Origin of the sequence: Melioribacter sp. Ez-97, assembly GCF_051488665.1 — a bacterium.
Classification (GTDB): domain Bacteria; phylum Bacteroidota; class Ignavibacteria; order Ignavibacteriales; family Melioribacteraceae; genus Melioribacter.
On record NZ_JBPSEG010000019.1, the window covers coordinates 1 to 13,385 of the forward strand.

Sequence of the window (13,385 nt, forward strand, 5' to 3'; positions counted from 1 at the left end):
TTCAGAGACTCCTTTTAATTTTTTTTTGTTATTTGCTTAAACAATATTACAAATTATTTGGAGTCTCTTCTTTTTTTATTTTCAACTAAGTTTGAATATACATCCAAAACGACGAAACGAGTTTGCGGGGGAATGACATCTTAAAGATTCTTTGAAAATTTCCTTCTTCATAAATACAGGTTGTCGGTTCGCTATTTATTTCTTGAGCGCTTTTCGTTTACACGTGAATGACTGCCTGTATGTTACTTGGAGATTTCGAGAATGATAAGTTTCTTTCCTTTTTCGTTGCGGCAGTTGGTCGGTTTGTATGCCAGTTCGAAGATGGTGTCTTTCTTAATATATGCTTTATATTTTGTAGCGGCGGTTTTAAGTTCGTCTGACAAGTCTCCGCCTTTAAGCGAAACCAGATACGCTTTTTCTTTAATCAACGGAAGCGCGTAGCGAATCAATATTATCAACGGCACGGTAGCCCGGCTTACGACCATGTCGAAACTGTCGGCGTATTTTTGTATAAACTCTTCGTTTTCGACGCGTGAATTTTCGGCTGTTAAATTAGTGAGTTTGAGTTTGTCGATAAACTCTTTTACGGCGTCGATCTTTTTTGCCGTGGAATCGACAAGCACGCCTTTGAGAAGCGGACGCGTTATTGCGAGCGGTATTCCCGGAAATCCGCCGCCCGTTCCGATATCGATAAATCTTGTTACTTTTTTAGGTATGAATTCGGAAATAAAAGAGGAAATAAATACATGATTCTCGATTATGTTATCAGTGTCTTTTCTGGAGATTAGATTTACTTTCGAATTTTTTTCTACGACCAGTTCGGCAAAGCGAGCAAGCCTTTCGAGTTGATATTCGTCGGGAACTATATTGTTTTCCCAGTAGAAGGTTTTCAGTTCTTTCAGGTATTGTTCAAATAAATCCAAAAACACCTCAAAATTTAGCCCTTCAAATATACTAATAAAACTGAAATATCCGAAGGCGAAACGCCCGAAATGCGAGACGCCTGACCGATAGAACGGGGGCGAACCCTGCTCAGTTTTTCGCGACCTTCGGCGGAAATTGCTTTTAAATTATTATAATTAAAATTAGAAGGAATAAGCAGGTCTTCCATCTTTTCCATCTTTTCGATCAATTCGAATTGGCGTTGAATGTAGCCTTCGTATTTAATTTCAATTTCAACCTGTAGCAGAGCTTTCGGGTCGTTCATCAGCTCTTTGAGCAATTTGTTCTCGCCGTGATTTAAAGAAAGACGGCTCAACAATTCGTCGATTTTTACTTCCGGTCGCTTCAGGACTTTTGCAATTTGTTCAGAGTTGTTGAGCGGAGAGGAGCCGATATTCTCCAAGAGAGGATTGATTTCGTTGGGATGAACTTTTGTATTCAAAAGAAAGTCTTTTGATTTTGTAATTAATATTTCGCGTTGTTGCAAATCATTGTAAAGCTCGTCGGGTATCAAGCCGAATTGATATCCGTATTTCAATAGACGACGGTCTGCATTGTCCTGGCGCAGCACAAGCCGGTGTTCGGCTCTCGAAGTAAACATCCGGTAAGGTTCGTCTGTCGATTTGTCCACAAGATCGTCAATCAAAACGCCGATGTATGCTTCGCTTCTTTTAAGTACGAATTCCGGTCTGCCCTGAATTTTCAGAGCGGCATTTATACCCGCGACGAGTCCCTGAGCCGCAGCTTCTTCGTAACCTGAAGTTCCGTTGATTTGTCCTGCAAAATAGAGTCCTTCGATCAATTTGGTTTCAAGCGTCAAATCGACCTGATAGGGAGGAAAGAAGTCGTATTCAACTGCGTAGCCCGGACGAACCATTTCGACTTCTTCGAGTCCTTTTATTTTCCGGAGCGCTTCGAGTTGAATTTCTTCCGGCAGCGAAGTCGAAAAGCCGTTGATATAAATCAGGTCGGAATCCAAGCCTTCGGGTTCCAGAAAAAGTTGATGTCTGTCTTTGTCGGAAAAGCGGTAAATCTTGTCTTCGATAGAAGGGCAGTAACGGGGTCCGCGACCTTTTATAATGCCCGTAAAAAGGGGGGAGCGTTCAAAACCTTTTTCCAGAATTTTATGAACTTCAGTATCGGTGTAAGTTATGTAGCAGCTCAATTGAGGTTGATACGGAAACTCGTCGGGTGGAGTTCTGAGCGAAAAAGGCTGTGGCGGATTGTCGCCGGGCTGTTCCTGCAGAATATCCCAGTTTATCGAATCTTTTTTGAGGCGGGGAGGAGTGCCGGTTTTAAGTCGTCCCGCTTCGAATCCCATTTTTACAAGCGACTCGGTTAAACCGACTGCGGGCGGTTCGCCGTATCTTCCGCCTTTGAATGCGTTAAGTCCCGTATACATCAATCCGTTCAAAAACGTGCCGGAACAGACAATCAAAGCTTTGCATCCGTATTCGACCCCTTTGGCTGTTTTAACGCCCTTTATTTTTTTGTTCTCTTCAAAAGCCTCTGTTACGGAATCTTCGATAATTTCGATGTTGGGAGTCGTTTGAACGACGCGGGAAGCTTCGGCAGAATAGAGTTCCCTGTCGTTCTGGCTTCGTCCAGCCCAGACGGCCGGACCTTTCGATTTATTCAATGTTCTGAATTGAATTCCGGTGCGGTCTGCAATCAAGCCCATAACGCCGCCGAGGGCGTCGATTTCGTGTACGAGGTGTCCTTTTGCGCTGCCTCCTATAGCGGGATTACACGACATCCTGCCAAAGCCGTTTTTATCCATTGTGATTACGGCTACGGAACAGCCCATTTTGGCGGCTGCTACGGCACCTTCGATTCCGGCGTGTCCTCCGCCAACTACTATTAAATCATAACTTTTCATAATGCTTCCTTTCCGTTTCACGTGAAACGACGGCGAGTTAAAATCAGTTTTTACGAACGAGAGGTTTCACGTGAAACTTCACTTCCCGATACAAAATTTTGCAAATATATTGTTGAGAATATCGTCCGTTGTTACTTTTCCGATAATTTCCCCGAGTGAATTTTCGGCGTTTCTCAGGTCGACCGCCACGAATTCGCCGGTCAGTCCTTCGTTGATCGAATTCTTGGCTCCGGTAAGATGTTCTTTTGCTTTTTTCAATGCATTGTAATGGCGTAAATTTGTTACAACCGCGGATTTCTCGGTATAAGTTCCGCTTCCGAGCGCTTTTTCTTTTAATTTTTTAAACAACTCCTCGATTCCTTCCCCGGTTTTTGCTGAGATGCCCACGTCAAAGCTTTCGTCGAGCCCGGGTTTCAAATCTATCTTGTTTGCCACTTTTAAGATGCGTTCTTCTTTCTGAAGTTTGAGAAGTTCGTCGTATATGTCGATGTCGAAGCCGTGGGTAGAATCGTTGAGAAAAAGGACTACGTCTGCTTCGCTGACGGCTTTGCGGCTCCTTTCGACTCCTTCTTTTTCGATAACGTCTTCGGTAAGCCGGATTCCCGCCGTGTCGTATAATTTGAAAAGGATGCCTTCGATTGTAACTTCTTCCCGGATAATGTCGCGAGTAGTGCCGGGAATTTCGCTTACGATTGCTCGGGCTTCCTTCAATAAATAATTGAGAAGCGAAGACTTCCCTACGTTCGGTTTGCCTACAAGCGCTACATTTATTCCGTCGCGTATTACTCTTCCGAACCGAAATGATTTTAGAAATTCATCGATCTCTTCTTCGATTTCTTCGATATTGGAAATTATTTTTGTTAACGGCAGCAGTTCTATGTCTTCCTCTGCAAAGTCGAGTTCGAGTTCGATAAGCGAGGAGGTGTTGATCAGCTTATTTCTCAATGCGTCGATTTTTTGTGAAAGCAGTCCGTCTAACTGATTTCGCGCGCCTCTGAGCGAGGCGTCGGAACGCGAATTTATAATGTCGGCAACCGCTTCGGCTTGAGCTAAGTCGAGTCTGCCATTTAAAAAAGCGCGCTTTGTAAATTCGCCCGGCTCGGCAATTTTGATTCCGTTTTCGACGAGCAAACCGATAATCTTTTCTGCAATCAATTGACTTCCGTGTATGCTTATTTCGACCGAATCCTCGCCCGTGTATGAGTTAGGCGATCTGAAGACCGACACCAATACGTCGTCAATCACTTCGCCGTCGGCAGCGACGATCGTTCCGTAATGGATTGTATGCGTTTTGCACTCGGAAATTCTTTTCTTTCCTCTGAAAATCAAATCGACTTTCGAAAAAGTATCCGGCCCGCTTACTCTGATTACCGTTATTGCCCCCGAGCCCGGCGGCGTGGCAATTGCCGTAATTGTATCTTCGTTTGTTGATATTGTGTGTGTCATATTTTTAAAAAAATAAATATTGCAAAATTATAATAATTATATCACTTTCGATAGTCTATTTTGAATCCGGCTGCTATATATAATGCAAATTCTGTTTGTTACTAATTAATATTATACTAATTAGTAATATTTTTTTTTGTTTTAGAAACTTTTTATTCTTATACTTTTTATAAGGGCAAAAAAAATTAGGATGAAAAAATGGCATACAACTTTAACAAATTTACAATAAAGGCTCAGGAGACAATACAGAACTCGATTGAGATTGCGCAAAATTACAACAATCAGATAGTCGAGCCCGAGCATATACTTGCAGCGATATTGCAGGACGGCTCGGGAGTAGCGTCTTCGATTATACAGAAAGCCGGAGGCAGTATCGACAAGCTGAAGATAAAGACTGCGGAACTGCTCGAACGGCTGCCGAAAGTTACCGGCGCGGGTTTGGGCAATCAGCAATTGTCGATGAACACGGCAAAAGTATTCGACCGGGCGGTTGAAGAAGCAAAAAGTTTAAAAGACGAATATGTGTCCAACGAACACATATTAATTGCGCTGAGCGACGACAAAGGAGCGGTCGGAAAACTGCTCAATGAAAACGGAGTAAACAAGAACGTTATACTTGCCGCATTAAAAGAGATAAGGGGAAATCAAAGAGTAACGTCTCAAAATCCGGAAGACACTTATCAGGCTTTAAAGAAATACGGGCGCGATTTGAACGAGCTGGCGCGCACAAATAAACTCGATCCCGTAATCGGAAGGGACGAAGAGATTCGCAGAGTGCTGCAGGTGCTCTCGCGCCGCACGAAAAATAATCCCGTTTTAATCGGGGAACCCGGAGTGGGTAAAACCGCCATAGCCGAAGGAATTGCGCACAGAATAGTTTCCGGCGACGTGCCCGAAACTCTCCGCTCGAAAAGAATTGTCGCGCTCGATATGGGCGCGCTGGTTGCGGGCGCTCAATACAGAGGTCAGTTCGAAGAACGCCTGAAAGCAGTAGTTAAGGAAGTGCAGAATTCAAACGGCGAAATTATACTCTTTATCGACGAAATACATCAACTGGTAGGCGCCGGCAGAACCGAAGGAGCAATGGATGCGGCAAACATATTGAAGCCCGCTCTGGCAAGAGGAGAGCTTCATGCAATAGGTGCAACGACTCTCGACGAGTACAGAAAATATATCGAAAAGGACGCCGCGCTCGAAAGACGATTCCTGCCTGTGTTTGTTTCGGAACCGAGCGAGGAAGACGCCATTTCGATTCTCAGAGGCTTGAAAGAACGTTACGAAGTTCATCACGGCGTTCGTATAACCGACGGCGCTATTGTAGCCGCCGTTCAACTTTCCAATCGGTATATTACCGACAGGTTCCTGCCGGATAAGGCAATCGACCTGATCGACGAAGCTGCGTCGAAACTCCGTATCGAAATCGATTCGATGCCTGAAGAATTGGACGCCTTAGAAAGAAAAATAAAACAACTCGAGATAGAACGCGAAGCGTTGAAGCGCGAAAAAGACCCGGACTCCGCCTCGCGTCTGGAAGAACTTCAAAAAGAATTGAATGAATTGATTGCCGAGCGCGACAGGCTGAAAAGCCACTGGATTCTCGAAAAAGAAAAGATCCAGAAAATCCGCGCTATGAAGAGCGATATAGAAAAAGCCAAAGCAGACGCGGAAAGGTACGAACGCGAAGGAGACCTCGGTAAAGTAGCCGAAATCAGATACGGCGTTATTAACGAACTCGAAAGACAGCTTAAGAAAGAGACCGAAGAGCTCGCCAAAATACAGAAAGATATGAAAATGCTGAAAGAGGAGGTTGACGCCGAGGACGTTGCCGAAATCGTAGCTAAATGGACTGGAATTCCAGTCAGCAGAATGCTCGAAAGCGAGCGTTCGAAACTGCTCCGGCTCGAAGAAGAATTACATAAACGCGTAGTCGGGCAGGACGACGCCGTCGCCGCTGTTGCTAATGCAATCAGAAGGTCGAGAGCGGGTCTGCAGGATCCTAATCGACCGATCGGATCGTTTATCTTTATCGGCACTACGGGCGTCGGTAAAACCGAGCTGGCGCGAGCTCTGGCTGAGTTCCTTTTCAACGACGAGCACGCCATGATTCGTATCGACATGAGCGAATATATGGAGAAACATTCGGTCTCCAGACTTATCGGAGCTCCTCCGGGATATGTCGGCTACGAAGAAGGCGGACAATTGACAGAAGCCGTCAGAAGAAGACCATACTCTGTGGTTCTGCTCGACGAAATTGAAAAAGCTCATTCGGACGTTTTCAATATTTTGCTGCAGGTGCTCGACGACGGGCGTTTGACCGACAACAAAGGCAGAACCGTCGACTTCAAAAATACGATTATTATAATGACGTCTAATCTCGGTTCGCATCTAATTCAGGAAAAACTGAGCGAGATTAACGAGGATAATTTCGAAAACATTATGGGCGAATTGCGCATTTCTTTGACAGAGCTGTTGCGTAAGGCTATTCGTCCCGAATTTTTGAACCGGATCGACGAAGTGGTTCTTTTCAAACCGTTGCTGAAATCCGAAATCAACCAGATTGTGGATATTCAATTGCAGCGCGTAGGCAAAATGTTAGCCGAAAAAGGATTGACTCTGGAAGTGGAAGAAGAAGCGAAAGATTTCCTGGTAAGTCACGGATACGACGTAACATACGGCGCGAGACCGTTGAAACGGACTATTCAGAGATATCTGGTAAATCCGCTGGCAAGCGAATTATTAATGAATAATTTCGAAAGCGGCGATACGATCGTTGTGCGATACGACGGCGGAGGTCGTCTCAGCTTTTCGAAGAAGTAAATTTACTTTAAAAAAGAGTATAAGCATATCTTCGGGGATGCTGACTTAGTCGACATCCCCTTTTTTTCACACAGAATTTATAAAATCTTGTAAATAAGAGACAGAGAACTTATATTTGCAATCATTATTTTGACTAAGTCTAAATTAAAATTATGATCAAATATAAATTCCTCTTTTTTATTCTGGTATTATGTTCTTATAGCGCTATTTATGCACAAAAAGGCTCAGCCGTAATTTTCGGAAGAATAACCGATGTAAACGGAGAGCCTCTGCCGGGTATCAATGTATTTATTAAAAGCAGCGGGGTCGGGGCGGCTACGAATGCCGACGGCGCCTACAAAATTTCAAACGTGCCTTCGGGAAAAAACATTATAAATGTCTCCGGAATCGGATTCCTTACTATCACTAAAGAAATTTTAATTTCGGAGGGAGACACTCTGAATCTTAACTTCGAAATGACGGAAAAAGCGGTAGAACTCGGAAGCGTCCTGGTTGAAGGCAAGTCGGAAGCGCAGCTCTTGAGAGAAAGAGGATTTTCTGTTTCAGTTCTGGAAAGCAGAGAAAAGAAAAATTTACCCGTTGACGGAAACCGTCTGCTAAGTTCGGCTCCGGGAATTCATTTGCGTGAAAGCGGGGGCTTGGGTTCCGGCTTTAATTTGAGTATGAACGGACTTTCGGGAAATCAAATCAGATATTTTATCGACGGCATACCTCTGGAGAATTTCGGTTCCGCTCTCGCTTTGAATAACTTCCCCGTTAATTTGATCGAGAAGATAGAAATTTACAAAGGAGTCGTCCCCATATCTCTCGGCGCCGACGCGCTCGGAGGCGCGGTCAATATTGTTACAGGCTACTGGAAAACTTCTTACCTGGATGCATCTTATTCTCTCGGTTCTTTTAACACTCACCGTTTTTCTTTGAACAGTCAGTATGCCGACAATACAAAGAAATATTTTCTCAAAGCTTCTTTGTTCTGGAATTATTCGGACAATGACTTCATTATGAAAAACGCGCCGGTTTACGACCTAAAGCTCGGCAATTTTATTAAGAATATCGATATCAGGCGCTTCCACGACAGTTATAGTTCAATGATGATTAACGCCGAAGCGGGCTTGTTCGAAAGAAAGTATGCCGATAAAATTTCGTTGAGAATAATAGTGGCGGGCAATAATAAAGATTATCAGCACCCGGATAATAATATTTACAGAGTATTCGGTAGATTTCATACGACAAATCAAACTGCAATTGCAGGCGTCAATTATTTGAATCAATTTGACAACCTTGAACTCAAAGCATATTCGGCGGCGGGTATAGTCAGCGAAAGCGTTGTTGATACGTCTCATTTCAAATTTAATTGGGCGGGTGAGTCGATTAAACGCGACGAGGGCGACCCGAAAGGAGAGCTCTTCGAACGTAAATCTTTATTCGAATTTTCCGATTTTATTATTTCCAATAATATCGGAGCGATTTATAAATTTTCTCATTTCCATTCTCTTGGAATTAATTTAGTCCAGAATTATGTCGTTAGAAAGGGAAAGGACAAAGTCGACGAATTTAATCGCTCGTTCGAATCTCCCAATTATATCAACAAGATTCTTGCGGGAGCAGATTACACATTCAAATATAACGACCGCTTTGAGTTCAATCTCTTTGCCAAGAGTTATCTGTACCGCGCAAAAATAATTACTATCGATTATGACGATACGGAAATAATAACCGAACCGGAACTGTTTCGCTCGGGTTACGGTTTTGCCCTGTCATACAGCCCGTTCGAAAATTTACTTATCAAGAATTCTTTTGAGAAAGCCTATAGGATACCGGAAAGTTACGAAATATTGGGCGACGGCATTTATGTTTTGCCTAATCCGAATTTAAGTCCCGAACGAAGCTATAATCTTAATCTTGGGGTCGACTACCGGTTCGAGTCGGGGCTATGGGAGTTTAAAGCCGGAGTAAATTATTTTTATCGTTTATCGAAAGATTTTATACGGTTTAATCCGTTGGGACCCTTCGGGGAATATGAAAATCTAAGGAACGTAAAAACCGACGGAATTGAAGGAGCGTTTTATTTAAATTACGATGATTTCGTATCGTTAAACTCCAATATTACATATCAAAATTTGTTGGACGATACCGAATTCGACGAAGGCTTGCCGAATACTAACTATAAAAGCCGTATTCCGAACGTGCCGTATTTCTTTTTCAACAACTCGCTGGGAATTAGTTTGAGCCGGAAATCATCTCCTAGAAAAATAAACCTCCATTATTCATTGCGTTATGTGCACCAATTTTTTCTGACGTGGGAAAATTTAGGCGATGCGAGAGGAAAGAATGTTATTCCTTCTCAGCTCATTCAGGATATTCATGTCGAAATCAGTATGAATGAAGGCAGGTACAATGTTACATTTTCGATTGCCAATATCTTCGACAAGCTGGCGTACGATAATTTTATGATACAAAAACCCGGAAGGGCATTCAATATAAAACTCAGATATTTTTATAAATAATGCGAGGTATAACATGTCTAATATTGTTTTCAAAAACAAACTCAAATTAATTTTATCAATTATGTTTTCTGCGTTAATCGTCGTATCGTGCGGGGAGTCCGGAACTACCGACCCCGTAGAGCCGGAAGTTACAAAGGGAATTACAATGGCGTTTAAAACCACAGGCGGCGACGAAACAGAATATCTGATAACACAGGAAAACATAATGGAGGGTGAAATTTCCGCCGTCGGACAGGGAATAGAACTGACCGGGTGGAGATTTTTTCATAAAGTAGGCAATACTCTTTTTGCATCGGGATACAGTGAAGACAATCAGTGCGCCGCTTACGTAAAAGATCAAAACGGCAATATTATTAAAAAGGGCGAGTTCATATTTGAGAATTCGCTTGAAATGTTCGGCAATTCGGACGACAATCAAACAATGCTTGCAATGGAAATACCGCGCGCCGGATTTGCAAACAGAAGGCTCTATTTTGTGGACGTGAATAGTGCGCTGGTAAGCAAAATAGTAGGTACCCGGATTTTCGAATCTCAGGAAGACTCGTTAGTCGCCTGGCCTACGGCTTTGCAGGTGAGAGGGGACAAACTTTTTATACCCTTTCATAAACTCGACGCCAAAGGATGGTTTACCACTCCGAGTCCCGACAGCGCATTTATTGCAGTTTATTCGTACCCCGACGTCGGAGCTGTGCCGGAGAAAATAATTTCCGATCCGCGCACGTCGAACATCGGCGTTAACGGCGCGGCAACCGGATTGATTCAAACCGAAAACGGCGATCTCTATTCGTTTTCGTGCGGAGCCTCGATGGCGGGCTTTTCGCCGGCGTCGTCAAAACCTTCGGGCATTTTAAGAATCAAAGCGGGCAGCACCGACTTTGACCCGAATTATTTCTTTAATGTAGAAAGTATTACGGGAGGAAAAATCTTCTGGTTTGACTATCTGGGAAATAATAAAGCGCTTGCCAGGATTCTAACGGACGACAACGGCGGACTGTGGACCGCCTTCGGCAGAACCGTTTTCAACCAAAAACTTGTCATTCTCGACCTTGTTAATCAGACCGTAACAGACGTGGCAAATATTCCGCTCCATGCGAAAAGATATACCTCGTCTCCGCTGCTTGTGGAAGACGGAAAGGTTTATGTAAGCGTTGAAACTGCAGGCGACGCTTACGTCTATCAAATTGACATCGAATCCTCTTCGGCGGTAAGAGGAGCTAAAATAAACGGCAAAACCATTAAAGGCTTTTTTAGAATGTAGTTGAATATAAATGCGGGACTGCACAAAAACCGATTTGGCGCAGTCCCCGCAATTTTTTGAAAGGGGCGGAATGAAAAAAATTATCCTAAAAATACACGAAATTATAGGACTGTTGACGGGCGTCGTTGTTCTGATTGTTTCTTTAACCGGGAGTCTCTGGGTCTTTAATGAAGAAATAAATAATCTGATATACGGGGAGCTCATCGTACCCGTTAGAAACCAGCAGCCATTGACTCCGAGCGCCGCAAAAGAAATTGCCTCGAAAGTTTTTCCCGGAAAATCGATTCACGGCATTTACTACGGCAAAGCCAACGAACCTCTTGAAGTGATTTTTTATGAGCCGGAGCCTGAATTTTACAGCAGCGTATATCTGGATCCGTACAGCGGCAATATACTCAAAAGCGAAAATCATCTGGAAGGTTTTTTTGCTTTTTTGCTTGAAGGGCACCTTAGTTTGTGGCTACCGGAAGAAATCGGCTCGGAGATAGTCAAAGTATCCGTCCTCCTTTTTATGATTGCGTTAATCAGCGGATTTTATCTGTGGACTAAAGGAAAAAATAAAAAAAGACGATTGTGGTTCAATTGGAATATTAATACAAGGTGGAAAAGAAAGAATTACGACCTTCATTCAATTATCGGCTTTTATATTTTCTTTCTTGCTTTCATTATCGCTTTTACGGGCGCAGTAATGGCTTACGATTGGTTTTACTATATAGTTTATAAAGGAGCCGGCGGAGAAAAAGACCCGCGTTTCATTATACCGAACAATGTCTCGATTGGAAAAAACGAAGAAATGCAAACTCGTATTGACGAGCTGCTTCCTATATTGAAGAGCAGTTATCCTGATGCTGACGGATACGAAATCCATTTTCCGCATTCCGATTCTGCATCTATATACGCAGAAGTATATAAAAAGAAAGGGGTTTACTACAACGCCGACTATCTTTTTTTCGATCAATATACTCTGGAAGAAATAAACACCCCGGGTTTATACGGCAGAGAAGAAGATGCGGATTTTGCCGACTCTATTATTAGAATGAACTATGACGTTCACGTAGGCGCAATCGGAGGAATAGCCGGCAAAACCGTTGCATTCTTTGTAAGTCTTTTCAGCGCTTCTCTTCCCGTAACCGGATTTTTGTTATGGTTTGGTAAAAGAAAAAAATAGAACGGTCACCCGCAAATATTTTCCGCCAGCCAATTGTGCAGCGGCAGTAAATCTTTCAGAGTGCGAATGCTGAGTTTTACCGGATCTTTGTCTTCCAAAAAAGACACTTCTTTTTCGTCGTATGCGTAAAGACTGCCGTAGAGCAACAATTCCGAATATTTATAATCTTTGTCGAATCCTCTCGGAATCTGCTTGTAACTTTTGCCTCCGATTGTATATCCTTTCTTTTCGATCTTCTTAAGTAACCGGTTTAATTCTTCGGCGTAGGCTTCAGTCGCCACGGTCTCCCGGTATTTTTTTAATTGTTCTTTGGTAAACTCGTACATTCCCGCCGCAATGAAGAATGATTCGGGATCGACATGAAAATAGAGTCCGCTCGACTCCATTTTCTTACCCTTTCCTTCCCAGAAAAGGATGCCCAGATTGGTTTTGTACGGTTTTTTGTCCTTACTGAATCGAACGTCGCGATGGAGTCTGAAAATCGACTTGTCGATTTTGGGAATTGCCTGGAAGGCGGGTTTGATTTCGATTAAATGCATTGCCATGATTTCGACAAAAGCCTGAGCCGGTTTGAGGAAGTCTTCTTCGTATTCGCGGCGATGTTCTTCGAACCAATTTCGGTTGTTGTTCTTTTTAAGTTTTTTCAAAAAGCTTAGCGGCGCCGCGGGAAATTTGCTCATGTAATTCATATCTGTCATAACAGAACGCTCCTTCCGGAATATTTATTTTATAACTGATTTTTCTTTGCCGGTTTTTTCAAAATCAATCTATCTATGATAGTTTTTTCCATCAATTTAACGGGCGCCAGCGATTTTTCAAGTTTCATTCTCATAATGGCGCCTTCCCAGCTGTTAACTATTAATTGCGCGGTCTTTTTTGTGTTCACGGAAATATCGATTTCGCCGGCGGCAATGGCGTCGTCGAGACAAGCTTTGACGAACGATTCAATTTCTTCAAAAGCCCGGGATACTTTTTGTCTGAATTTTTCATTCAGGTCTCCCATCTCCTGGGCAAGATTGCAGAGCGGACAGCCTCCCGAATAATTCTCGGATTCGAAAATATCGTTGAAGACGGCTATGAGTTTTTTTATTCTTTTGATTCCCGACTTCGATTTGCCGGACGTTATTTCTTCTATCTTGGAACGGAAAAACTCGAGATAAAAATCGATTAATTCGATTCCAAGTTCTTCCTTGCTTTTGAAGTAATAATAAAACGAGCCTTTCGGTACGCCTGCCGTATCAAGAATTTCCTTAATGCCGGTATGATTGAATCCATTTTTTCGTATCAGAAACGCGGCGCTTTGAAGTATTTTGGTTTTTGTGGAATTCATAAATTTAAAATAGACCGGTCGTCTATAAGTGTCAAGAT

9 protein-coding genes are annotated in these 13,385 nt (G+C 43.0%); 4 read left to right on the forward strand and 5 right to left on the reverse strand.

All coding sequences use genetic code 11. The features are described 5' to 3' along the window. Positions 1–242: 242 nt before the first annotated feature. From rsmG to mnmE, 3 genes are all read right to left on the reverse strand, one after another. On the reverse strand, positions 243–923 hold the full coding sequence (rsmG, locus tag ACSSWA_RS14285; protein WP_437357229.1) for a 16S rRNA (guanine(527)-N(7))-methyltransferase RsmG: 681 nt from the start codon (positions 921–923) through the stop codon (positions 243–245). Between the two features lie 14 nt (positions 924–937). Next, positions 938–2,821 carry a tRNA uridine-5-carboxymethylaminomethyl(34) synthesis enzyme MnmG gene (gene mnmG, locus ACSSWA_RS14290; protein WP_437357230.1) on the reverse strand — a complete coding sequence of 628 codons (1,884 nt, stop codon included), beginning with the start codon at positions 2,819–2,821 and terminating at the stop codon, positions 938–940. Between the two features lie 78 nt (positions 2,822–2,899). After that, complete coding sequence (gene mnmE, locus ACSSWA_RS14295; RefSeq protein ID WP_437357231.1) at positions 2,900–4,267, reverse strand: tRNA uridine-5-carboxymethylaminomethyl(34) synthesis GTPase MnmE; 1,368 nt, start codon at positions 4,265–4,267, stop codon at positions 2,900–2,902. Between the two features lie 198 nt (positions 4,268–4,465). Here mnmE and clpB point away from each other — a divergent pair, with 198 nt between their 5' ends. The 4 genes from clpB to ACSSWA_RS14315 all read left to right on the forward strand — a co-directional run bounded on the left by clpB (position 4,466) and on the right by ACSSWA_RS14315 (position 12,017). Next, the gene (gene clpB / locus ACSSWA_RS14300) at positions 4,466–7,084 is read left to right on the forward strand and encodes an ATP-dependent chaperone ClpB (RefSeq protein ID WP_437357232.1); all 2,619 of its coding nucleotides are present in this window, start codon (positions 4,466–4,468) and stop codon (positions 7,082–7,084) included. Between the two features lie 152 nt (positions 7,085–7,236). Further along, the gene (locus ACSSWA_RS14305; RefSeq protein ID WP_437357233.1) at positions 7,237–9,591 is read left to right on the forward strand and encodes a TonB-dependent receptor; all 2,355 of its coding nucleotides are present in this window, start codon (positions 7,237–7,239) and stop codon (positions 9,589–9,591) included. A 13-nt stretch (positions 9,592–9,604) separates the two neighbouring features. Beyond that, positions 9,605–10,849 carry a DUF4374 domain-containing protein gene (locus tag ACSSWA_RS14310; protein ID WP_437357234.1) on the forward strand — a complete coding sequence of 415 codons (1,245 nt, stop codon included), beginning with the start codon at positions 9,605–9,607 and terminating at the stop codon, positions 10,847–10,849. A 70-nt stretch (positions 10,850–10,919) separates the two neighbouring features. Beyond that, positions 10,920–12,017 carry a PepSY-associated TM helix domain-containing protein gene (locus ACSSWA_RS14315; protein ID WP_437357235.1) on the forward strand — a complete coding sequence of 366 codons (1,098 nt, stop codon included), beginning with the start codon at positions 10,920–10,922 and terminating at the stop codon, positions 12,015–12,017. A 5-nt stretch (positions 12,018–12,022) separates the two neighbouring features. Here ACSSWA_RS14315 and ACSSWA_RS14320 read toward each other — a convergent pair whose 3' ends face one another. Together ACSSWA_RS14320 and ACSSWA_RS14325 are read right to left on the reverse strand one after the other, a co-directional pair. Continuing rightward, on the reverse strand, positions 12,023–12,715 hold the full coding sequence (locus ACSSWA_RS14320; protein WP_437357236.1) for a DUF2461 domain-containing protein: 693 nt from the start codon (positions 12,713–12,715) through the stop codon (positions 12,023–12,025). A gap of 29 nt (positions 12,716–12,744) precedes the next feature. Beyond that, on the reverse strand, positions 12,745–13,347 hold the full coding sequence (locus ACSSWA_RS14325) for a TetR family transcriptional regulator C-terminal domain-containing protein (protein ID WP_437357237.1): 603 nt from the start codon (positions 13,345–13,347) through the stop codon (positions 12,745–12,747). Positions 13,348–13,385: the final 38 nt, after the last annotated feature.